20 protein-coding genes and 1 pseudogene are annotated in these 20,383 nt (G+C 61.9%); 5 read left to right on the top strand and 16 right to left on the bottom strand.

Going from position 1 to position 20,383, the window contains the following annotated elements:
* Positions 1-3: 3 nt before the first annotated feature.
* Entirely contained in the window at positions 4-861 is an 858-nt protein-coding gene (locus ATN37_RS19745; RefSeq protein ID WP_003945491.1) for an ABC transporter permease, read from the bottom strand.
* Positions 861-1,670, bottom strand: coding sequence for an ABC transporter permease (locus tag ATN37_RS19740; RefSeq protein WP_003945485.1), 810 nt, complete (start codon positions 1,668-1,670; stop codon positions 861-863). The genes ATN37_RS19745 and ATN37_RS19740 overlap by 1 nt, the downstream gene beginning before the upstream one ends.
* A 541-nt stretch (positions 1,671-2,211) precedes the next feature.
* Between ATN37_RS19740 and ATN37_RS19735 the strand changes: the two genes are divergently transcribed.
* Together ATN37_RS19735 and ATN37_RS19730 are read left to right on the top strand one after the other, a co-directional pair.
* Positions 2,212-3,471, top strand: coding sequence for a TetR/AcrR family transcriptional regulator (locus ATN37_RS19735; RefSeq protein ID WP_232329981.1), 1,260 nt, complete (start codon positions 2,212-2,214; stop codon positions 3,469-3,471).
* Positions 3,472-3,505: 34 nt separating this feature from the next.
* On the top strand, positions 3,506-4,711 hold the full coding sequence (locus ATN37_RS19730) for a winged helix-turn-helix domain-containing protein (protein ID WP_081557378.1): 1,206 nt from the start codon (positions 3,506-3,508) through the stop codon (positions 4,709-4,711).
* A 246-nt stretch (positions 4,712-4,957) separates the two neighbouring features.
* Here the strand turns inward: ATN37_RS19730 and ATN37_RS19725 are convergent, their stop codons facing one another.
* The gene (locus ATN37_RS19725; RefSeq protein WP_218695586.1) at positions 4,958-6,103 is read right to left on the bottom strand and encodes a Rieske 2Fe-2S domain-containing protein; all 1,146 of its coding nucleotides are present in this window, start codon (positions 6,101-6,103) and stop codon (positions 4,958-4,960) included.
* 257 nt (positions 6,104-6,360) lie between these two features.
* Between ATN37_RS19725 and ATN37_RS19720 the strand changes: the two genes are divergently transcribed.
* Entirely contained in the window at positions 6,361-7,077 is a 717-nt protein-coding gene (locus tag ATN37_RS19720) for an IclR family transcriptional regulator (protein ID WP_003945819.1), read from the top strand.
* A 77-nt stretch (positions 7,078-7,154) separates the two neighbouring features.
* Here the strand turns inward: ATN37_RS19720 and ATN37_RS19715 are convergent, their stop codons facing one another.
* Genes ATN37_RS19715 through echA20 form a run of 4 tightly spaced genes read right to left on the bottom strand, consistent with a single transcriptional unit; the run spans position 7,155 to position 10,657 of the window.
* Positions 7,155-8,216: a nitronate monooxygenase family protein gene (locus tag ATN37_RS19715; RefSeq protein ID WP_007734249.1), complete on the bottom strand. Its 1,062-nt coding sequence runs from the start codon at positions 8,214-8,216 to the stop codon at positions 7,155-7,157.
* Positions 8,213-8,968, bottom strand: coding sequence for a CoA-transferase subunit beta (locus ATN37_RS19710; RefSeq protein ID WP_218695527.1), 756 nt, complete (start codon positions 8,966-8,968; stop codon positions 8,213-8,215). Before ATN37_RS19710 ends, ATN37_RS19715 begins: the two co-directional genes overlap by 4 nt.
* The gene (gene ipdA / locus ATN37_RS19705; RefSeq protein ID WP_218695526.1) at positions 8,965-9,873 is read right to left on the bottom strand and encodes a cholesterol ring-cleaving hydrolase subunit IpdA; all 909 of its coding nucleotides are present in this window, start codon (positions 9,871-9,873) and stop codon (positions 8,965-8,967) included. The genes ATN37_RS19710 and ipdA overlap by 4 nt, the downstream gene beginning before the upstream one ends.
* A gap of 7 nt (positions 9,874-9,880) precedes the next feature.
* Positions 9,881-10,657, bottom strand: coding sequence for a (7aS)-7a-methyl-1,5-dioxo-2,3,5,6,7,7a-hexahydro-1H-indene-carboxyl-CoA hydrolase (gene echA20, locus ATN37_RS19700; RefSeq protein ID WP_003945611.1), 777 nt, complete (start codon positions 10,655-10,657; stop codon positions 9,881-9,883).
* Positions 10,658-10,759: 102 nt separating this feature from the next.
* Here echA20 and ATN37_RS19695 point away from each other — a divergent pair, with 102 nt between their 5' ends.
* Positions 10,760-11,674, top strand: coding sequence for an SDR family oxidoreductase (locus tag ATN37_RS19695; protein WP_003945561.1), 915 nt, complete (start codon positions 10,760-10,762; stop codon positions 11,672-11,674).
* Positions 11,675-11,741: 67 nt separating this feature from the next.
* Here the strand turns inward: ATN37_RS19695 and ATN37_RS19690 are convergent, their stop codons facing one another.
* The 4 genes and pseudogenes from ATN37_RS19690 to ATN37_RS19675 all read right to left on the bottom strand — a co-directional run bounded on the left by ATN37_RS19690 (position 11,742) and on the right by ATN37_RS19675 (position 14,632).
* On the bottom strand, positions 11,742-12,413 hold the full coding sequence (locus ATN37_RS19690; protein ID WP_003945460.1) for a GNAT family N-acetyltransferase: 672 nt from the start codon (positions 12,411-12,413) through the stop codon (positions 11,742-11,744).
* A gap of 94 nt (positions 12,414-12,507) precedes the next feature.
* The gene (locus tag ATN37_RS19685) at positions 12,508-12,921 is read right to left on the bottom strand and encodes a hypothetical protein (protein WP_007734258.1); all 414 of its coding nucleotides are present in this window, start codon (positions 12,919-12,921) and stop codon (positions 12,508-12,510) included.
* A gap of 57 nt (positions 12,922-12,978) precedes the next feature.
* A pseudogene (locus ATN37_RS19680) lies at positions 12,979-13,467 on the bottom strand (nitroreductase family deazaflavin-dependent oxidoreductase).
* Between the two features lies 1 nt (position 13,468).
* Positions 13,469-14,632: a steroid 3-ketoacyl-CoA thiolase gene (locus ATN37_RS19675; protein ID WP_003945509.1), complete on the bottom strand. Its 1,164-nt coding sequence runs from the start codon at positions 14,630-14,632 to the stop codon at positions 13,469-13,471.
* A gap of 174 nt (positions 14,633-14,806) precedes the next feature.
* On the opposite strand from ATN37_RS19675, the gene ATN37_RS19670 reads away from it, so the two are divergent.
* Positions 14,807-16,057, top strand: a complete 1,251-nt coding sequence (locus ATN37_RS19670) for a cytochrome P450 (protein ID WP_007734267.1) — start codon at positions 14,807-14,809, stop codon at positions 16,055-16,057.
* A 194-nt stretch (positions 16,058-16,251) separates the two neighbouring features.
* On the opposite strand, the gene ATN37_RS19665 is transcribed toward ATN37_RS19670, so the two are convergent.
* From ATN37_RS19665 to ATN37_RS19645, 5 genes are all read right to left on the bottom strand, one after another.
* Complete coding sequence (locus ATN37_RS19665; RefSeq protein ID WP_020906296.1) at positions 16,252-16,632, bottom strand: VOC family protein; 381 nt, start codon at positions 16,630-16,632, stop codon at positions 16,252-16,254.
* A gap of 173 nt (positions 16,633-16,805) precedes the next feature.
* Positions 16,806-17,216 (bottom strand): nuclear transport factor 2 family protein, encoded by a 411-nt coding sequence (locus tag ATN37_RS19660; protein WP_007734269.1) that lies wholly within the window; start codon positions 17,214-17,216, stop codon positions 16,806-16,808.
* Between the two features lie 9 nt (positions 17,217-17,225).
* Entirely contained in the window at positions 17,226-18,089 is an 864-nt protein-coding gene (locus ATN37_RS19655; RefSeq protein WP_019746978.1) for a TIGR03619 family F420-dependent LLM class oxidoreductase, read from the bottom strand.
* Between the two features lie 36 nt (positions 18,090-18,125).
* Positions 18,126-19,307 (bottom strand): thiolase domain-containing protein, encoded by a 1,182-nt coding sequence (locus ATN37_RS19650; RefSeq protein WP_007734272.1) that lies wholly within the window; start codon positions 19,305-19,307, stop codon positions 18,126-18,128.
* A complete protein-coding gene (locus tag ATN37_RS19645) occupies positions 19,307-20,377 on the bottom strand; it encodes a thiolase domain-containing protein (protein ID WP_003945801.1) in 1,071 nt (356 codons plus the stop codon). Before ATN37_RS19645 ends, ATN37_RS19650 begins: the two co-directional genes overlap by 1 nt.
* Positions 20,378-20,383: the final 6 nt, after the last annotated feature.

Genomic DNA, 20,383 nt, shown 5'->3' with positions numbered 1-20,383 from the left:
GGCTCAGACCCCCATTCCCGGGATCTGGGGCACGAGGCCCCACAGCGCGAAAGTCATCAGTACGTCGAGGATTCCGATCGCGAGGATCGCAGTCCGGAGCGCGCGCCCGGCCGCTTGCCCGACGCCGGCCGGACCGCCCGATGCGTAGTAGCCGTACGCGCAGTGAACCAGCGCGACAACAGCGGCGAACACCACGGCCTTGAGACCCGAGTACAGGAGATCCTGCGGAGAGATCGCCAGATGGAAGAAGTAGTCGTAAGTACCTGCCGATGCGCCGTTGAAGAACACGACGACCAGTCGGGTCGAGAGGTAACTGGCCAGGAGTCCGATCATGTAGATCGGGATGACACAGATCATGGCAGCGATCACCCGGGTACCCGCGAGGAAGGGGATCGATCGGATCGCCATCGAGTCCAGCGCGTCGATTTCGTCGGAGATACGCATGGCCCCGATCTGGGCGGTGAAACCCGTTCCGACCTTGGCGGCCAACGCGATCGCGACGACAACAGGGGCCAGTTCACGGGTGTTGGCAACCGCAGACAGCATGCCGGAGAGCGAGGTCATCCCGACAAGCTCGAGGCCCCGGTGGGTCTCGACGCCCAACATCATCGCCGCGGCCAGCGACATCGCGAAGACGATCCCGATGGTGCCGCCGCCGGACAACAAGGAGTTCGTGCCGAAGCTGACCTCGCTGATCTGACCGAGTACATGCTTGCGGTACTTGGTGAGCGCAAAGGGGATCGATGCGATAGTGCGGACGTAGAAAGTGACGTGCTGACCGAGGGAGACGAGGCCGTCGCCCGCGGTTCGCAGGGGTCTGCTCGCTTGACGTGCTCGAACACGGAGATCGACGAGCGACATCAGAATTCACCGACTGCCGGGACGATTACGGTGTAGAGCGCGGACAACACTGTGTTCACGATGAAGACGAGCGCGAACGCGATGACCACGGCTTCGTTGACTGCGTCGGCAACGCCGCGTGGGCCACCTTTTGCATGTAGACCTTTGAAGGTGGCGACCAAAGTCGAAGCGATGCCGAAGACCGCAGCCTTTACCAAAGCCATGACGAAGTCGGAAGATCGCCCGTACTGACTGAACGTTGCCATGAATGTTCCGGCCGGAAGATGCTGGACGTAGATGTGGTACAGGTAGCACGCGATCACACCGCCGAAGGTGACCATCGAACACAATGCAAGGGAGACGATCACTGCCGCAACCAATCTCGGTGCGACGAGGCGCTCGATCACGTCGATGCCCATCACTTCCATCGCGTCGATCTCTTCCCGGATCTTTCGTGAACCCAAATCCGTGCAGATCGCCGATCCTGCGACACCGGCCATCATCAACGCGCACACCAGCGCCGCGGCCTGACCGACGATGATGAAAGCTACGACAGCTCCGGAATATCCACCGGCTCCGATCCGGCCGGCCAGTTCACCGACCGAGACGGCGATGAATACACCGATCGGAATCATGAGAAGCAGCGACGGGCCGGTGCTGACGCGACCGATGAACAGGGTCTGAGTAACCGTCTCGTGCAATGAGAGTCGTCTGCGCAGGATTGCCGTGAACAGGCCGAAGAGTGCCTGAACCGAGAATCCGATCAGATAGCCCCCCTGTAACGCTACGTCTCGCACCGGGCCCTTCGCGGCTGGCAGCTCGTACGTCATCTAATTGAATTCCTTTGCAGATCAACAGTGTTCGGCACGGAGTTCGAACTGTTCGAGCGCTGGCGGTCGAGCGAACTGCCTGTGAAGCATCTCACACATATATGTGTCCAAGCAAGCATTATGTGAACCGAAATTCTCGTCGAACTGTCAGCCCTGTTGACCGAGTTTCCTTCATTGACGTGGAGATATCGGAACTGTTCATATCGACATCCTGTGTATGTTTACGAATATTCCGAATCTGTCAGTCGGATTGCTTCGTGGATGCGGGCTGGATGCTTCGAGCGGTGACCCTACCCACTGCTGGTGGCCACAGGCAACGTTTTGTTAACGAAGATTCTCGGTGGAAGCAACGGGGGAGGTGGCGAATGGCGAGTGGTGTGTTCTGATCAAAGGCAGTGTTACCTGCATGTATGAAACTCTAGACGCGCGATGTGCTGAAATCGGTGTACGAGTTTTCAGAATCATGCTTATGCTGATTCTCGTCTGATGAGCAGGCGGATCGAAGTGCTTCGTGCGTGAGGGCTGGAGAGTGGGGTACACGGTGAGCCTGAACGATCAGTTCGTCGACGCGCAGACGTCGAATGGGATTGTTCGGCAGCCGAGGTCCGACTCCGTCAAGAGGCGACCGAAGGACCGCAAGGCGCAGATTGCGGCAGCAGCGGCAATCGCGTTCAGTGAGCGCGGATATCCTGCTGTCAGTGTCGACGACATCGCGTCGGCGGTCGGTATTTCGGGTTCGGCGCTCTATCGGCACTTTCCGAACAAGTACGCGATGTTCCGCCACGCGGCACTGGAGTTGACCGGAGCGCTCGCCAGTGCCCTCGATGCCGTTTCGGTTGCGCCTGCGGCAACCGATGCGCAGCGGTTGCGCGAAGATCTGATTGCAGTGATACGAACGACGATCCGCAATCGGCGTACGGCCGGAATCTATCGTTGGGAGAGCCGGTTTCTCGACACCGATGATCGGAAATCCGTTCGAGCGCAAGCCAGTACGGTCAATCGCCGAGTAGCCCGGTATCTTTCGCGCTCCGAACCCGCGATGGCGGCGAGGGACGAGACCCTTGTCGTGGCAGCGATGTTCAGCGTCATCGGCAGTATCACCGTCCATAACCTGTTGCTGCCCCAGCGAGCGATGGAGAAGGTTCTGCTCGACGCGTGTCTGGCGATAGATCAAGGTGAGGGTGCAATCACCGCTAGCCGCTTGGAGCAGTCCTCGTTACCTCGAACCGTGACCACGAACAAACGTGAACGTCTCTTGCAGGAAGCCGTGCGCCTCTTCGACTCTCGCGGGTATCACGACGTCAGCATCGAAGAGATCGCCGCGGCCGCCGGCTTGAACGCGTCCGGTATGTACCGCTACTTTCCCAGCAAGGCAGAGCTTCTCGGCGCCGTGTTCTATCGAGCTGCAGATCGCTTGGACTTGGCGACGGCAGCGGTCTTCGACTCCGCGACTTCGCACGAACAAGTGCTCCGGTCACTGTCGGCGATGTACGTGGAGTTGTCGTTTGCACAGCACGAATTGATGTCGGTCTACTTCTCCGAGATGAACAACCTTCTGCCGAGTCATCGAAGCGATCTGAAGAATCGCCAGAAGCTTTACGTGGTCGAATGGGCGCGAGTGCTCGGAGAGATTCGTCCTGAGCTGTCGGCAGTAGAGGCGAAGTTCGTAGTTCACGCTGCGCTCAACCTGGTCCCGGATGTCGGCCGCATGATGAAGTTCGACGCTGCCGCAGAGAACGCGGCCATGTTGCAGGTGTTCATGTCGGCAGTACTGTTCGGCCGTCGGGCTTCGGCCGCCTGAAGCGTGTCGGTGAGTGTGCGTAGTCTGGCCCACTATGAGCGAAGTCGTGTCACTGGCAGCTGCCCGTCGCATAGCGCTTGCCGCTCAGGGATTCGGCAAATCGCATCCCACGACGGTGACGCGTCGCAATCTGGTCGGCGTGATGGACCGGCTGCAGGTGCTGCAGATCGACTCGGTCAATGTCTTCGAACGCAGTCACTACCTACCCGTTTATGCGCGATTGGGCGCATACGACAAATCCAGACTCGATCAGCTTGCCTTCGCCCCCGGTTCGGGATACCTCGAATACTGGGGCCACGAAGCAACGTTCTTGCCGGTGGACATGTGGCCGTTGTTCCGTTGGCGGATGGACCAGTTTCGCGCCAAAGCGTTGAGTGACAAGGACGGGTGGGCTTCCGATCGGAGTGTCTTCCTCGATTGGTTGCGGCAGGAGTTGCGCGACAACGGTCCGATGGCGGCGAGCGAGATCGAACACGAGGCGAACACACGGCGCGGTCCGTGGTGGGGGTGGTCCGACGTGAAGGTCGGGCTGGAGACGCTGTTCCGTTGGGGCGAGGTGGTCTCGGCGGGGCGCGCCGGTTTCGAGCGTCGTTACGGCCTGGCCGAGCAGATGCTTGCACCCGAGATACTCGACGCACACGTCGAGCGGTCGGAGGCGATACGCGAACTGGTGCTGCGGGGTGTGACGGCACACGGTCTCGGCACCCTCGACGACATCGCCGACTACTTTCGTCTGCCCAGCGCAGAAGCACGAACGGCATTGCAGGAACTCGAAGATGCCGGCAGTGTGCGCCGGGTGTCCGTCGACGGCTGGGAGCGTCGAGGCAAGGCAAGGGAGGTGTGGATCGATCCGCGAGCGAAGCGTCCCAGGTCCATCCGTGCGGAAGCGTTGTTGTCACCCTTCGACCCGGTAGTGTGGGCACGCGATCGAGCGTTGCGGCTCTTCGACTTTCACTACCGGATCGAGATCTACACTCCGGCGCACAAGCGAGTTCACGGATACTACGTGCTTCCGGTCTTGATCGACGACAAGATCTGTGCCCGAGTCGATCTGAAGAACGACCGTCAGAACCGTCGACTGCTTGTCCGCGCGGCGTGGGCCGAACCCACCGCGGACGCCGACACTGCGCCGCGGTTGGCGGAACTCCTTCGGAGAACTGCGCATTGGCAGGGCTGCGACACCATCGAGGTGGAGAACAAAGGCACGTTGTCTCAGCAGTTGGCCGCCGCCATGAGGTGAGCCTTCAAGGCCGCGAGGGAGATTGTCATTCGGGAACGGTTATGCGTCCGTCGGTCGCTGCCTGATTGATGGAATTTCTCAATGCGGAACAACTTCCGGATCGAATTCTCGGCGATGCAGCGTCGTCACGGTACTCCAAACATGCGGTGCGCGAATCTGATCGCCACTGGGTCGACGTGTGATGCCAGCTGTTCTTCTCCACGAGGACGTACGTTCCACACCGCTCGCAGTCCAGCGGTTCCATGGTCATTGCGGCGCTCCGGCAGCGGCCTTGCGTGCAAGGTTGTCCGCGACTTCCTGCTTCCACACTTCGATGGGTTTGCTTGTGTCCATCTCGAATTCGAAACGGTCGACCATCTCGGGCGTGACGTCGGCGACGTCCACGTAGAACTGTTCATACCACCGCCTCAGTTGGTATACCGGACCGTCCTCGGTGCAGAGCAGCGGATTGTCGATGCGGGTCTTGTTCTTCCAGATCTCGATGTCCTGCTCGAACCCGACACCGATGTATCCGATCATCGCGTCGACGGTTTGGTCCGCGATCCCGGCGGGAAGGTCGTCGGTCTTCTTGACGGTGATGCCGTACATCAGGACAAACTTGTTCGGGCTGACCGGATAGTGGCAGTTGATCAAAACCGAATCCACCTTGAATGTTTCGTACTGGTACACCAGATCATCGATCATGAACGACGGTCCGTGATAGGCGGCCACCGAGAAGTTCGAGACCAGCTTCGGCACGTCGGGATCCGTCCAGGTCACGATGTCGTCGCGGTTGATACCGCTCTGCTCCTGGATGGCGACGTGTCCTTCGAAGACGTTCTTGAAATAGGTGGGGAACGAGAAGTGCACGTAGAAGAAGTGCGCCATGTCCACGACGTTGTCGACGATTTCTCGACAGTTGGTGTCGATGACGATTGACTTCCATACCCAATCGGTCCATTCGTGGTCCGGAGTTTTGATTGTCGGTATGGCGACTTCGGTCGGAGGCGGATTGCCTTCGGGGTCATGCCAGACGAAGAGCAGTCCGTCTTGTTCGAGGGTGGTCCAGGCGCGAGTTTTGGCAAGCGGTGGAACGCGGCGTGCATAGGGGATCGCGGTGCATTTGCCGTTGCCGCCCCAACGCCAGTCGTGGAAGGGGCAGGCGACTGAATCGCCCTTGACCGTGCCCTGACTGAGGTCGCCGCCCATGTGACGGCAGTAGGCATCGAGGACCTTCAATTCGCCCTGGCTGTCGGCAAATACGACAAGCTTGGTGCCGAAGGCCTCGATCGGATGTGGGTTCCCGTCGTGGAAATCCGTTGCAAGTCCGAGGCAGTGCCATCCGCGGGCAAAACGTTCGGGCGCAGCGCCCTCGTCGATCATGCGGATCTCGTCGACTTCGCCGAGGTCCATTGTGGTCGTCACGTCTGTGGTCAAAACGTCGTCCTTTGTTCAGTGATCTGTGTTGGCCACTGTGGTGAGGAGTTGGTCCAGGTTCAACGGGGGTAACCGGTGATCGGTATAGCTGCAGGTGGAGTGGCCAGGCAGGTTTGTCTCCCGCACGGTGGGAAACACCCTGGCGGTTCGTCCGGTGAAGGCCCAGATTTGCAGTCAGCAGAGCACGCCCAGCGCTGTCCTCTCGACGGGCGGATCACCGAAACGGAGACGCCATGTCGGTCGGACCGATCACAGAAGAGCCCATCCCTATGTCAACCCTCGACAGGTTGGCGATGGTGGTGGATTGCTTTCGTGACACGCCGCGGTTGACGCTGGGCGAGGTGGCCCGTCGAACCGGGATTCCGCGATCGTCCGTGCACAGGATGCTTCTGAAGCTAGTGAGGATGGATTGGCTTCGCAGAGAAGGCCTCGAGTACGAAATCGGCGACAAACTCGGCGATCTTGGGGCAATCTCGTTGTATCGAAACAAGTTCGAGAGGGTGGTGGTGCCGTTGTTGTACAACCTGCACCTCGTCACCAATCAGGCCGTACATCTCGGGGTCCTCGAGGGAAGCAACGTGCGATACCTTCAGAAGATCGGCAGCCAGGCGATACCTGACCTCCAGACAGGCGTCGGCTCTCGCATCCCGGCGCGATCCTCGGCAATCGGCAAGGCACTCTTGGCAGCGGGCCGCCGTTCGACGGTCGCGCAACATTCCGCAATAGCCAACCATCGGTACGGCGTCGTATTCGGTACGTGTACTTCGGGTCTCGGCTGCATCGGTGTGCGGGTGGGTGCGCTGGGTGAAGCGGAAGTCGGTCTGTCGATCAGCGGCCCACTCGTTCGAGGCAAGATCGACGATCGACACGTTGCACCGGTACAGATGGCCGCGGTGGCAATCTCCCAGTATTTCGAGGTGCCGGGTGGTCGTCACCAGCAGACCGGTTAGCTCGGCAATGCGCAGAGTGCGCCTCCTCCGACTCCGCGTAAAGCGCAGTGGGGGAGACGCACTCGGATGAATCTGCGTCAGCGAAGAGCCGCAAGCGCGTCGATACGCCCCGCGGCACCTTCCATGATGCTTTCGATCAGTTCCTTGCAGCTGGGCAGATCGTTGATCATGCCGACAACCTGACCCGAAGCAAGAACACCGGCTTCCGTGTTGCCCTCGACCAGTCCGGCCTTGAGCAACATCGGTGTGTTGGCTGCCATGATGATCTGCATCAGCGTGCGGTCACCCGACCGCTTCATTGCGAGACCGTCCTTGGCGAGGGTCGACCACTTCATGCCCGTCATGGCCTTGAACTTCGTGGCATTCTTGGCCGCGGCGATCAAACCGGTTGCATAGCTGGAACCTTCGAGGCTGTTGACCAGGTCGGTGTTGAGCACACGATGAGGCATGCCGTCGACCTTGCGGGAGACAGTCGTATCCGTCAGTCCGCGCTTGAGATACTCCTGTTTGACGGAATCGGGCACCGAAGAGTCGCTGGTGAGAAGGAATCGCGTTCCCATCGCGACACCGGCAGCGCCGTACGCCAGTGCGGCAGCCAGCCCGCGGCCGTCGAAGAATCCGCCACCGGCGATGACCGGAATATCGACCGCGTCGAGAACCGAGGGGAGAAGCAATGTCGTGGCCACACCGCCGGTATGGCCACCACCTTCGCCGCCCTGGACGATGACGGCGTCCGCGCCCCAGGATGCAACCTTGACCGCGTGCTTCGCGGCACCGATCGAGGGCACGACGACGATGCCGTGGTCCTTGAGCTTGGCGATCAGTTCCTTCTTGGGAGCCAACGCAAACGACGCGACCTTGACGCCTTCACGGATCAGCAGATCCGCGCGTTGCGGGGCGTCAGTGGCGTCGGCACGCATGTTGACGCCGAACGGCTTGTCCGTGAGCTGCTTCGTCTTCTTGATCGCGTGCTCGAGCTCGTCGTACGTCATCGTGGCCGAAGCCAGGATGCCGAGACCACCGGCGTTAGCCGTTGCCGACGTGAGAGCGGGACCGGAAACCCAGCCCATACCCGTCTGCACGATCGGGTACTCGACACCGACCAGTTCGGTCAGCGCGGTCTTCAGGGTGGGGGTCATGCCGAGACCTCACGGTCCCGGAGCTTGCGCGGATCGAGGGTTTCGCGGATGAGGTGAAGTTCTTCGACGGTGGGGTCACGGGTGATACCGGCCTCGGCGAGTCCGGCAACCTCGAACGAGGTGTTCTCGGCTACCTCTTCGGCGGTGACGCCGGGGTGAAGGCTCAACGCGCGGAAGGTGTTTCCTGGTCCGCCGAAGTCGAAGACACCGAGGTTGGTGACGACGCGGGGGATGTTCAGGTACTTGTAAGCCGGATTCTCGGGATCGATCTGGTCGTAGCCGACACCGCACACCACGTCGACCTTGTCGACGAACACTCGCTTGGAGTGCTTGGGGACGAAGTAGCTCGTCGCGTGGTTGATGGTGTTACCCGGGGCGCCGCGCACACCGAACATCTGACGCGTCGGCTGCTGAAGCGGGCCGAAGGCGGAGAGGTTCTGGTTGCCGTGGCGATCGAGCTGATTGGCGCCCATGACTACGTGACGGCGGCCGGAAGCGACGACGTCGAACACCTTGCGGAAAGGCATCCATCCTTCGACGGGGCCCTTTGTTCCGACGGCCGGAGTGTCCTCGAGAATGAGGGCTTCACCATCGGTAATCAGCAGGTCGGGTTCGGTGGTGAGTCGAGCCAGGCGAGCGCCGATGGTGGACGACGTCGACATCGGGCTGGCCATGATTTCGCCTGCACCGGAGAAGATTTCAGCGCAAGCGAGAACAACGTACTCTGCGCGGGTGACGGTGGATTCGCTCATTTTGCCTGCTCCCCTGCCTTTGATGAATCGGCAAACTTCTTTACTGCGGCTTGGTAGTCCTCTTCGCTGCCGGAGAGGAAGGTGTCGACGAACGCCTGCCACGACTCGGGGGTCTTGGCGGACTCGGCGTAGTGACGCTGGAACTTCTCGTCGCGGCCGTAGCTTTCGCCGGCCAACGTGAAGTGCGCACCATTGGGTGCCTCGACGACGGCGTCGACCATCATGCGGTTGAGCAGAAGGTTCTGCAGTGGAACGGATTTGACCAGTTCCTCGGTCTCGACGATGCGTTCGACGGAGGCGTAACGCTTTTCGGCCGCCATGCAGTACAGGTCGTCGAAGTACGGGTCGACGCCGTTGTACGCGGCATTGCCGTGCTTGTCACCGAGATTGAGGTGAACGAACGACGCATCGAGGTTGAGCGCAGGCATCGCGATCAAGGTCTCGGAGCGGCCGTCGGCCTCGGGGTACGGGGAGGTGACGGTCTTGAGTTCGTCGCCCCAGAAGTTGCGGACGTCCGAACCCAAGCCGGCGCGGATCGGGAGGAAGGGAAGGCGAGCGGCAGCTGCTTCGAGGCCGCACTTGACCATGCCCTCGTCCATCTCGCGGACTTCGATCTCACCGGCGGTGCGTGCCTTGGCAAACCACGGGTCGTAGAACGGCGCGGAGTCGAGGGACACGAAACCGTAGTACGCCTTCTTGACCTTGCCGGCCGAGCACAGCAGTCCGAGATCCGGTCCGCCGTAGGTGACCACGGTCAGGTCCTTGATGTCCGAACGCAGAATCGCACGCACGAAGGCCATCGGCTTGCGGCGAGATCCCCAGCCGCCCAAGCCGATCGTCATTCCGCTGCGGAGTTCGCCGACTACCTCGTCGAGCGACTTCGTCTTGTCACGCTTGCTAGCCATGTTTGTCTCAGCCTTCCTTCTGGGTTGCGTTCTCGCGCGGCTTGCCGGTGGCGACGAACTCGTCGCGGTGTTCGTCGGACACGCCGAGGAGGTTGAGTTCGAAGGTGTAGCCCTGCTCGAGGCGGTAGCTGCCCTTGACGTCCACCGGGTCGATGCCGTTGATGGCTTCCTTGGCGCACCGGATGATGCGGGTGTCCTTGGCAGCGATCTTCGCGGCGATCTCGCGAGCGCACTCGTCGAGCTTCTCGCGCGGGACCACGTCGTAGACGCTGCCGAACTGCTTGAGTGTGTGTGCGTCGACGCTCTGTGCGGTGTAGTAGAGCGTGCGCATCATGTGCTGTGGCACCAGCCTCGAGAGGTGTGTGGCAGCGCCGAGTGCGCCGCGGTCGACCTCGGGGAGGGAGAAGATCGCGTCGTCGGAAGCGACGATCACGTCCGCGTTGCCGACGAGTCCGATGCCGCCGCCGACACAGAATCCGTTGACGGCCACGACGACGGGTACAGCACAGTCGTAGACGGCAGCGAAGGCCGCGGCGCAACCGCGGTTGGCGGCGACCAGCGCGTCGAATCCCTCGGTGGCCTGCATCTCCTTGATGTCGACGCCGGCGTTGAATCCGCGTCCCTCGGCTCGCAGGATCACCACGTGAGTGTTGAGATCCTTGCCCGCGTCGAGGATGGCGTCGGCAAGCTCGAACCATCCCTTGGACGGGATTGCATTGACCGGCGCGTAGTCGATGGTGACCGTGGTGATGCCGGTTCCGTCGGAGGAGGTGCTGATGCCCATATCGGGATTCCTTACGTCTGTGTACCAAACCAAGCGATTGCTTGGTAAGTTAGCACACAAGCGGAGCCGACAAGCCCGAGCAGAGTGCATTAGGAGACAAATATGAGTGGATTGGTCGACGGACGCGTAGTCATCATCACCGGGGCTGGCCGCGGTATCGGACGTGCGCATGCATTGGCATTTGCTGCCGAGGGCGCCAAGGTCGTCGTCAACGACATCGGTGCGGGTGCCGACGGTTCCGCGACCGGTGAGAGTCCGGCCGAGCAGGTTGTCGCGGAGATCATCGCCGCCGGTGGCCAAGCAGTGGTCAACGGAGACGACGTCGCCGACTGGGCGGGCGCCGAGAATCTGATCAAGACCGCGATCGACACCTTCGGTGGCCTGGACGTACTCGTGAACAACGCAGGCTTCCTGCGGGACCGCATGCTGGTCGGCATGAGCGAAGGCGAGTGGGACGCGGTGATTCGCGTGCACCTCAAGGGGCACTTCGCGCCGCTCCGTCACGCAGCTGCCTACTGGCGCGCCGAGGCCAAGGCAGGCAAGACCGTCGACGCACGCATCATCAACACCAGTTCGGGTGCAGGACTGCAAGGTTCGATCGGCCAGGGCAACTACGCCGCGGCCAAGGCCGGCATCGCCGAGATGACCATCCAGGCCGCCGCCGAGCTCAAGAATTACGGAGTCAGTGTCAACGCGATCGCGCCTGCTGCGCGCACACGCATGACTGTCGGCGCGGGCGGGGCGATGGCAGAAGCGATGGCAGCTCCGGAAGAGGGCTTCGACGCCATGGCTCCCGAGAACATCTCGCCGCTGGTCGTCTGGCTCGGTAGCGCCGAGTCCAAGGACGTCACGGGCCGGGTGTTCGAGGTAGAGGGCGGAAAGATCACCGTCGCGGAGGGCTGGCGTCACGGCCCGAGCGAGGACAAGGGAGATCGCTGGGACCCGAAGGAGATCGGGCCCGTCGTGGCAACGCTGCTGGAGAAGGCGGAGATTCCGACGCCGGTGTACGGGGCGTAGGGCCTCCGGCCCCGTGAGTGGTTAAGGAGTGCAGGAACTCCTCAACCACTCACAGGCGGCGTGCCGCCTACGCGGGCGCCCGAACCACCAACACGGTGCCGGGGAACTCAGCTGCGAGTTCGCGCCGCGAATGCTTCACGCAGGCGGTGCCGTAGCCCTTCTTGCGAGATTCCGGCGCGATCCAGATCGCCACGTTCACCTCTTGGCCGTCGAGTTCGCCGAATACCAGGCCGACGCTCTTCGGGCCGTCACCGGAGACGTCCTCGGCGACGAACCAGGCAGCGCTCTCGTCGTCGATCCGACCGAGACCGCCGACGCGCTCGGCTTCGATCCGATCCTCGCTCCACGGCTTGCCGTCTTCGCCGAGCTGCTCGGCCGAGCGAATCGTGAACAGTGCCTTGTCTTCTGCGCTGTCGCTGAACGGACGCAGGGTGAAGTTCTGCCCGCTGCTCGCGGGACGATCGAGCGTCGTCCATTCGAGAGTGGCGTCGAGATTCTCCAGCTCGCCCTGGATGCGATCGCGCGCTGCCTTGGTCAGTGCGCTGAACTTGAGGCTCAGAACTGCTTCGGCATTTGCTTCCGACGTGCCGAGGAGTTCCGCGACGGTGGTCAGTGCCTCCTGGTGGTCCTTGCTGTCGACCACTGCGTCCAGCACCTCGTGGCGACGCTCCAGCGCACGCACGAGGGCTGAGGTGATCTCGCGTCGGTCCAGGATTTGATCTTGAATATGCGTCGTCATATATGCGACTCCTTGCTGTGTTCGAGGCTCTGTCGAAACGCCGTGCGGACCGTACGAGTCAATAGTGCTCCAACTCGCCGGTTATGGCACGCGTTCAGCCTCCGGTGCGGCGAACGAGCCGTTCGTAGCGCTGGCGGGCGGCTTGAGTGCTTCCGAGTCCCAGTCCGAAAGCGATGTCCTGCCAGGTCATGCCCCGTTCGCGGGCAATCCCGAGGAACAGTGCTTCCAGCTGTTCCATTTCGGCTCGGGCCTTGGGGATCAGAGTCAACGCGGCCATGACGTCGGCATCGTCGACCTCGGGTTCGTTCGGCTGCGGTGTGTCGGTGCCACCCGCAAGACGAGCCACGACGCGCACCGCGCCGTAGGGCTCGAGCATCTCCGGATGAGATTGCCGCGCGCGCTGGCTTGGGGTCGCGCCGTGGCGCTCGCTGATTCGAAAGAGTCCGGCGTACTCGCGATGTGCGCGTTCGCGGCCGGAATCGATCGGTCTGAACTGGTCATCGGTCATGAACCCAGGGTGGCACGAACCCGGGTCAATGTAAACGTTTTGTTGTAAACAGTTCGTTTAACTCTTCAGTGGCTCGCACACGATGACGGGAATGACCCGGTCGGTCCAGGCCTGATAGTTGTCGAAATCCGGATACATCGCCCTCAACATCGGCTACAGCCGAGCGCGCTCGTCCTCGGCCGCGACGCGGGCTTTCATCGAGCGGATCCGAGACTTGATCTGCACCGTCACCACCGGGTCTGCCTTGATGTTGAGGTACCACATCGGGTTCTTCGGAAGACCGCCTTGCGACGCCACCAGAATCACGTTCTCGCCGTCCTCGAGGAACAGCAGCGGGCTGATCCGCTCCTCGCCGGATTTGCGACCGGTGGTGGTCAGCAGGCAGATCGGCAGCCCGCGAGGGAACGCGCTGCCGACCCGCCACTTGCTACCCAGCCGCCCGTCGGTGGCGCGATACATCGCGACGTTCGCCTTCGACATCCACTTGATGATCTTGACCGTCGCCGGAGCGTCGAGTCCCTTGGGTTTGGCTGGGGGAGTAGTCATCTCAGATACGCTCGATGATGGTTCCGGTGGCCAGTGCGCCGCCGGCGCACATCGTGATCAGAGCCGTCGAGCCGTTGCGACGCTCGAGTTCGTGCAGTGCGGTGGTGATCAGGCGAGATCCCGTGCTGCCGACCGGATGGCCGAGAGCGAGCGCGCCGCCGTTGACATTGACGTTGTCGAAGTCAGGTTCGTGAACCTGAGCCCAGGACAGTGCGACGGATGCGAATGCTTCGTTGATCTCGAACAGATCGAGATCGCCGATCTTCATTCCGCTCTTCTCCAGGACACGGCTGGTTGCCTGCACCGGTCCGTCGAGGTGGAATTCCGGTTCCGAGCCGACCAGCGCCTGGGCGATGATGCGGGCTCGCGGCTTCAATCCGAGCGCGCGAGCCTTGTCCTCGTCCATGAGCAGGACTGCGGCCGCGCCGTCGGAGATCTGGGAAGACGTTCCGGCCGTGTGAATCCCGCCTTCGAGGACGGGCTTCAGTCGGGCAAGGGACTCCGCCGTCGTATCGCGCAGGCCCTGATCGCGATTGACGACCTTGGTCTCGCCCGTGAGGTTTCCTTCCTTGTCGACCTGGGGTGCCGAGAGTTCGAGAACCTCGCGGTCGAAACGTCCTTCCTCCCAAGCCTGCTTGGCCAGCGCCTGCGAGCGGACGCCGAGGGCTTCGACGTCGTCGCGGGTCAGTCCGCGTCGACGCGCGATGCGTTCTGCAGCTTCGAATTGGTTGGGCATGTCGATGTCCCACGTCGCGGGTCGGCGCGGTCCGGCCTGATCGCCGACGTTGGCGCCGAGGGGAACCTGGCTCATGGCTTCGATGCCGCAGGCGATACCGGCGTCGATGGCGCCGGTGGCGATCAGACCGGCGATCAGATGGTTCGCCTGCTGGGCCGAACCGCACTGGCAGTCCACGGTGGTTGCGCCGGTCTGCCACGGAAGTCCGGCGTGCAGCCAGGCCGTGCGCGTGATGTTGTTGGACTGAGCGCCGGCCTGGGTGACGCAGCCGCCGATCACCTGCTCGATCAGCAACGGGTCGATTCCCGACCGGTCGAGAACTCCCTTTTGTGCAGCTCCGAGGATCTCGGCGGCGTGCAGACCGGCGAGCCAACCTCCGCGCTTGCCGATCGGTGTACGGACAGCCTCGACGATTACTGGTGTGCCCACAGCGGGCTCCTTTCCTTGTAATGAAAAAGTAGAACAGGTTCTCTGCGGGAAGCAAGACCTGCCGACGTTTCCTTTCCTAGTAAGCAGGCTTGTGTTTCAATGAGAGTAGAACGTGTTACACATCACGGATCCCCATCACCCCTGTGATGAAAAGGCTTAGGGCAGGAGACATCAGTGGCACAGCCCGCATTCCCCGAGGGAATCGACTTCACGGACCCCGACATCTACGCGGAACGCATGCCGTTCGAGGAGTTCGCCGAACTCCGGAAGACGGCCCCCGTGTGGTGGAATCCGCAGCCCCCGGAAATCGGTGGATTCCAGGACGAGGGCTTCTGGGTGGTCACCCGTCATGAAGAGGTCAAGGAAGTTTCGCAGCGAAGCGACATCTTCTCGACCCACGAGAACACTGCGATTCCTCGCTTCGCCGACGACATCCCGCGTGAGAACGTCGAGATGCAGCGATTCATTCTCATCAACAAGGACGCTCCGGAGCACACCAAGCTGCGCAAGCTGGTATCTCGTGGATTCACCCCGCGCGCCATCAACAGCCTGCGCGAGGAACTGACCGAGCGTGCCGAAAAGATCGTCACGACCGCGGCTGCCGGCGGTGCCGGTGACTTCGTGGTTCAGGTCGCGTCCGAACTTCCGCTGCAGGCAATCGCCGAGCTTCTCGGTGTGCCGCAGGAAGATCGAATGAAGCTCTTCGACTGGTCCAACCAGATGACGTCGTACGACGATCCCGAGTTCGACATCGACCCGCAGGCAGCCTCGATGGAGATTCTGGGATACGCGTACCAGATGGCGGATCAGCGCAAGAAGTGTCCCGCCGATGACATCGTCACCAAGCTCATCGAAGCTGACATCGACGGAAATGAGCTCTCCCCAGAGGAATTCGGCTTCTTCGTGATCCTGCTTGCGGTCGCGGGTAACGAGACCACTCGCAATGCCATCACACACGGCATGGTTGCCTTCCTCGACAATCCCGACCAGTGGGAGCTGTACAAGAAGGAACGCCCCAAGACGGCGGCCGACGAGATCGTTCGTTGGGCGACCCCGGTGACTTCCTTCCAGCGCACCGCGCTCGAAGACACCGAACTCGGCGGACAGAAGATCAAGAAGGGCGATCGCGTCGTGATGATGTACGCGTCGGCCAACTTCGACGAGGACGTCTTCGAGAACCCGACGAAGTTCGACATCATGCGTGACCCCAATCCGCACCTCGGATTCGGCGGCACCGGTGCGCACTACTGCATCGGCGCCAACTTGGCCCGTCTGGAAATCGATCTGATCTTCAATGCGATCGCCGATCACCTACCCGACATCACCAGGCTCGGGGATCCCCGACGCCTTCGCTCGGGCTGGCTCAACGGCATCAAAGAGTTTCAGGTTGATTACAAGACATCGGGCTGCCCGGTCAAACACTGATCCGGACATATACTGACCTGGTAACCGGCGAGTAGGTTCTGTGTAAGTTTTCGGGAGTTGCCTCTGCACTCTCGAACACGCAGAACTACAGTAGACGTTCCGGGGAGCCACTTGTTGGCAACCTGGAACTGCGGCGGCGTCTGCGGGATCCCTCATCTCCCGTAGGCGCCGCCGTTTGTAGTTCAATCTCCAATTCAGCCGCCGTACGGTTTGGTGATGGCTTCCAGGAAATGTCCCGACGGGTCGAGGAAGTAGACCCCACGCCCACCGTCGTTGGTGTTGAAGCCGGTACTCGACTGGCGCGGATCGGCCCAGTGATCCAGTTTCAGCGCCTGTATCCGCTGGTAGATGCCGTCGAAGTCATCCTCGGAGACGAGGAAAGCATAGTGCTGAGACGCAACCTCGGCGCCTTCTTCCACCTGTGCGAAGTCCAACGTCACGCCGTGCTCGAGTTCAACGCCGAGAAAGTAGCCGGCTTCGACCGGGCCTGGAAGGCCGAACATGTGAGTGAAGAACCACGCAGACTCTTGTCGGTCTTTTGCGGCGATGATGGTGTGATTGAACGAAATGGTCATGAGTGACCCCTTGCGGTACGACGCCTCCATGCCTGACGCAGTCCGTCATCGACACGCGACGTTGGGAACCAGGAAACCATTTCGAGCTTCTCGGTGCAAGTACGACAGGCTGATTCGAATACGACGAGCGCGGCCCCGGTCGATGACCGGGGCCGCGCTCGTACTGTGGGTTCTCAGGCTTTGCGTGCCGTCTTCATTGCACGGTCCACTTCCCAGAATGCTCGAAGCGACGCGATCTTGCCGTCGTCGTTCACCCGGTAGACGAACACGCCCTCGGCGTCGATGATCGAGCCGCCGATGGTGGTTCGGATCTTGCCGATGTTGACGTTCTCGTTGCCGCACACCAGGGAATCGTCGATCAGAAATTCGAGCTTGTCCGCGTTCGCGATCGTCATGTCGTAGAACTTGGAGATCGCTTCGCGCCCGTGATGGCCTTTGCCTTCGGGATCGAAGCCCGAAGGCCCGACCGGATCTTCCACCCAACCGTCCTCGGCGAAGAGGTCCAGCCAGGCTTCCTTGTTCTTGCCACTCGCTGCGGCGCGCGAAGCGTTACCCGCGACGCGGGCGGGGTGTTCGTCGGTCATCGCGGCTCCTCAGTTGATGTACTGCTCGGCGAATTTGCGCATCGAATCCTGCTTTGCCTCCAGTGGGGCATCGAATCCGATTCCGTCGAAAACCCAAGGCACGGTAATGATGTCCGTGACGCCGGCATCTTCGAGCTCTGCGTAACCGTCCTTGCCGAAACGGTCGATGCACACCGTCTGGATTTCGAACGGCTCGTTCTCGCGGCCGTACTCGGCGCGCAGTTCGCGTAGTCGTGCGATCACACCCACCAGGTCGTCGAACTTGATCATCGCCGAGGTCCAACCGTCGCCGACTCGCGCAGCACGCTTGAGTGCGACCTCGGTGTGGCCGCCGACGTAGAACGGAACCGGCTTGGTGGGGGCCGGGCTCATCTGCAGGCGATCGAAATCGAAGAACTCACCGTGATACTCGACCATGCCGCCGCCGAGGATCAGTTTGAGGACGTCGATCATCTCGTCCACACGTGCGCCCCGACGCTTGTACGGAGCGCCGCACCACTCGAACTCTTCCGGAGCCCAACCGATTCCGACGCCGAAGCCGAAACGGTTGTTCGTCAATGCCGCCACCGAACCGACCTGCCGCGCGAGCAGGACGGGATTGCGGCTACCCAGCTTGAGCACCTGGGTGTAGAACTCGATCTTCTCGGTCACCGCGCCCATTGCAGCCGCGGCGATGAGCGGATCGACCCAAGGGGTCTCGGCATTCCACATCCGAGACCCGTCCGGGGTGTACGGGTAATCCGCCGCCTGTGTTTCCATGAAGAACAGTGAATCGGGGAGAGCGATCGACGAAAAGCCGCATTCCTCGGCAGTTTTGGCGATACCGGCTAACTGGTCCAAGGGGTTCATGGCAACCCCGACGGTGTACTTCATCTTCGGCCTCTTCCTGATCGGCGTGTGTGCTGCTGCTTACGTGGTGGGACGTTCGGAGCCGACGACCCACATCGAGAAGTACTGCGAGCCACCGCCGTAGGCATGGCCGAGCGCCTTGCGAGCATCGGCTACCTGGTGATCGCCGGCGCGGTGCATGACCTGCATCGCCGACTCGGCAAATCGGATCATGCCCGAGGCGCCGATCGGGTTGGAGGAGAGAACACCGCCCGAGGCATTGACCGGGAGCTTGCCGCCGATCGCGGTTTCACCTGCCTCGGTCAGCTTCCAGCCCTGGCCTTCCTCCGCGAAGCCGAGGTTCTCGAGCCACATCGGCTCGAACCACGAGAACGGGACATAGATTTCGGCGCAGTCGATCTCGTTCAGCGGATCGGTGATTCCCGCTGACTTCCACAGTGCTGCTGCAGCGTCACGGCCGGCCTGCGGATTGACCTGATCGCGTCCGGCATAGAAGGTCGGCTCGGTGCGCATGGCCGTCGCGTGGATCCACGCGACCGAACGACCCTCGGCCTCGACCTGTGCGGCCGCTTCCTCGTTGCCGATCACCAGAGCGCACGCGCCGTCCGAGGACGGGCAGGTCTCGTCGTATCGGATCGGATCCCAGAGCATCTGAGATGCCTGTACCGATTCGAGAGTGATGTCCGGCTGCCGCAAGTGCGCATACGGATTGAGGCTGCCGTTGAGCCGATCCTTCACCGCGACGAGGTAGCCGATGTGCTCCGGTGCGCCCGATCGACGAATGTACGAACGGACGTGCGGGGCGAAGTATCCACCGGCACCGGCGCCGACCGGCATGTTGAACGGAACCGGTACGGACAGCGCCCACATGGCGTTCGACTCGGACTGCTTCTCCCAGGAAACCGTCAGAACCCGCTTGTGGACACCGGATTTGACCAGGCTGGAGGCGACGATAGCCGTCGAACCGCCCACCGATCCGGCAGTGTGAACACGCAGCAACGGCTTTCCGTTTGCGCCCAGAGCATCCGACATGGCGAGTTCGGGCATCATCGAACCCTCGAACAAATCGGGGGCCTTTCCGATGACGACGGCGTCGATGTCGTCCCAGCCGACGTTGGCGTCGAGCATCGCGGCGTCGATGGCTTCACGGACCAAGCCCGCCATCGAGACATCGTGACGCTTTGCGACGTAGTGAGTTTGGCCGGTGCCGAGCACGGCCGCGAGTTGAGGCGTTCCGGCCATCAGTTCCGTCCCTCCAAGACTGCTACCAGGTTCTGCTGCAGCACAGGGCCGCTTGTTGCATGGGCCAGAGCGCGATTCGCCTGGCCGTCAAAGATTGCCTTGGCGGCGTGGCCGATTCGTTCCAGACCACCGGCGAACAGTGGGTTGCCGCTGAGCGGACCGCCGGACGGGTTGATCGTGGTGGCGTCGGTCAGGCCGATCGCTTCCTTCAAGATCAATTCCTGGTGAGTGAACGGTGCGTGCAGTTCGGCGACGTCGATGTTGCCGACCTCGCCGCCCGTTGCCGCCTTGGCTGCCGACGTAGTAGACGGTGAGGTGGTCAGGTCACGTGCACCCAGGTTGGGGGAGTCGATGCGATGCTCGAGTCCGGTGATCCACGCCGGCCGCTCGCAGAGATCGCGGGCGCGGTTACCCGAGGCCAGGACGATTGCTGCCGCGCCGTCGGTGATGGGCGCACAATCGTGTGCGCGCAACGGATCCGCGAGGAACGGGCTGGCGAGAAGGGCCTCGATGTCGACCTCACCTGCGAGCTGAGCCTTCGGATTGCTCAGCGCGTGACGACGGCTACGAGCGGCAACCTCCGCCATGTCCTCTTGTGTCCACTTACCCGCGTCGAGTCCGAGTCGGGCTTGAAGTCCGGCGATCGAGACGGAGTCCGGCCACAGCGGAGTGACGAGGTACGGATCGAGCTGCATGGACAGGATCTTGCGCAGGTGCCCGGCGGAGGACTTGCCGAATCCGTACACCAGCGCGGTCTCGACCTCACCGGTCAAGATCTTGATCCACGCTTCGTAGAAGGCCCACGCGGCGTCCATCTCGACGTGAGATTCGTTGATCGGCGGGACCGCTCCGATGGAGTCGATGGCCGAGATGAAGGAGAACGCTCGTCCGGCCAGGTAGTCGGAAGATCCGGAGCACCAGAAGCCGATGTCTGACTTGGTGATTCCCAGATCGCTGTAGAGCTGCTGGAAGCACGGGACGAGCATCTCGACGCCGTTGGTGGTGCCGTTGGTTTCGCGGACGTGGGGTGCCTGAGCAAAGCCCACGACTGCGATGTCTGCAGAAGTCATTTCAGG

The sequence above is a fragment of the Rhodococcus sp. MH15 genome, from assembly GCF_019266045.1.
GTDB classification, from domain to species: domain Bacteria; phylum Actinomycetota; class Actinomycetes; order Mycobacteriales; family Mycobacteriaceae; genus Rhodococcus_F; species Rhodococcus_F qingshengii.
Note: the sequence above shows the minus strand (reverse complement) of the source record. Positions and strands in the feature narration are given on the sequence as shown.

Bases quoted from the DNA above. Each gene is read 5' to 3' on its own strand.
- ATN37_RS19745 (WP_003945491.1), bottom strand. From the start codon at position 861: ATGTCGCTCGTCGATCTCCGTGTTCGAGCACGTCAAGCGAGCAGACCC.
- ATN37_RS19740 (WP_003945485.1), bottom strand. From the start codon at position 1,670: ATGACGTACGAGCTGCCAGCCGCGAAGGGCCCGGTGCGAGACGTAGCG.
- ATN37_RS19730 (WP_081557378.1), top strand. From the start codon at position 3,506: ATGAGCGAAGTCGTGTCACTGGCAGCTGCCCGTCGCATAGCGCTTGCC.
- ATN37_RS19725 (WP_218695586.1), bottom strand. From the start codon at position 6,103: ATGGACCTCGGCGAAGTCGACGAGATCCGCATGATCGACGAGGGCGCT.
- ATN37_RS19720 (WP_003945819.1), top strand. From the start codon at position 6,361: ATGTCGGTCGGACCGATCACAGAAGAGCCCATCCCTATGTCAACCCTC.
- ATN37_RS19715 (WP_007734249.1), bottom strand. From the start codon at position 8,216: ATGACCCCCACCCTGAAGACCGCGCTGACCGAACTGGTCGGTGTCGAG.
- ATN37_RS19710 (WP_218695527.1), bottom strand. From the start codon at position 8,968: ATGAGCGAATCCACCGTCACCCGCGCAGAGTACGTTGTTCTCGCTTGC.
- ipdA (WP_218695526.1), bottom strand. From the start codon at position 9,873: ATGGCTAGCAAGCGTGACAAGACGAAGTCGCTCGACGAGGTAGTCGGC.
- echA20 (WP_003945611.1), bottom strand. From the start codon at position 10,657: ATGGGCATCAGCACCTCCTCCGACGGAACCGGCATCACCACGGTCACC.
- ATN37_RS19695 (WP_003945561.1), top strand. From the start codon at position 10,760: ATGAGTGGATTGGTCGACGGACGCGTAGTCATCATCACCGGGGCTGGC.
- ATN37_RS19690 (WP_003945460.1), bottom strand. From the start codon at position 12,413: ATGACGACGCATATTCAAGATCAAATCCTGGACCGACGCGAGATCACC.
- ATN37_RS19685 (WP_007734258.1), bottom strand. From the start codon at position 12,921: ATGACCGATGACCAGTTCAGACCGATCGATTCCGGCCGCGAACGCGCA.
- ATN37_RS19665 (WP_020906296.1), bottom strand. From the start codon at position 16,632: ATGACCATTTCGTTCAATCACACCATCATCGCCGCAAAAGACCGACAA.
- ATN37_RS19660 (WP_007734269.1), bottom strand. From the start codon at position 17,216: ATGACCGACGAACACCCCGCCCGCGTCGCGGGTAACGCTTCGCGCGCC.
- ATN37_RS19655 (WP_019746978.1), bottom strand. From the start codon at position 18,089: ATGAAGTACACCGTCGGGGTTGCCATGAACCCCTTGGACCAGTTAGCC.
- ATN37_RS19650 (WP_007734272.1), bottom strand. From the start codon at position 19,307: ATGGCCGGAACGCCTCAACTCGCGGCCGTGCTCGGCACCGGCCAAACT.
- ATN37_RS19645 (WP_003945801.1), bottom strand. From the start codon at position 20,377: ATGACTTCTGCAGACATCGCAGTCGTGGGCTTTGCTCAGGCACCCCAC.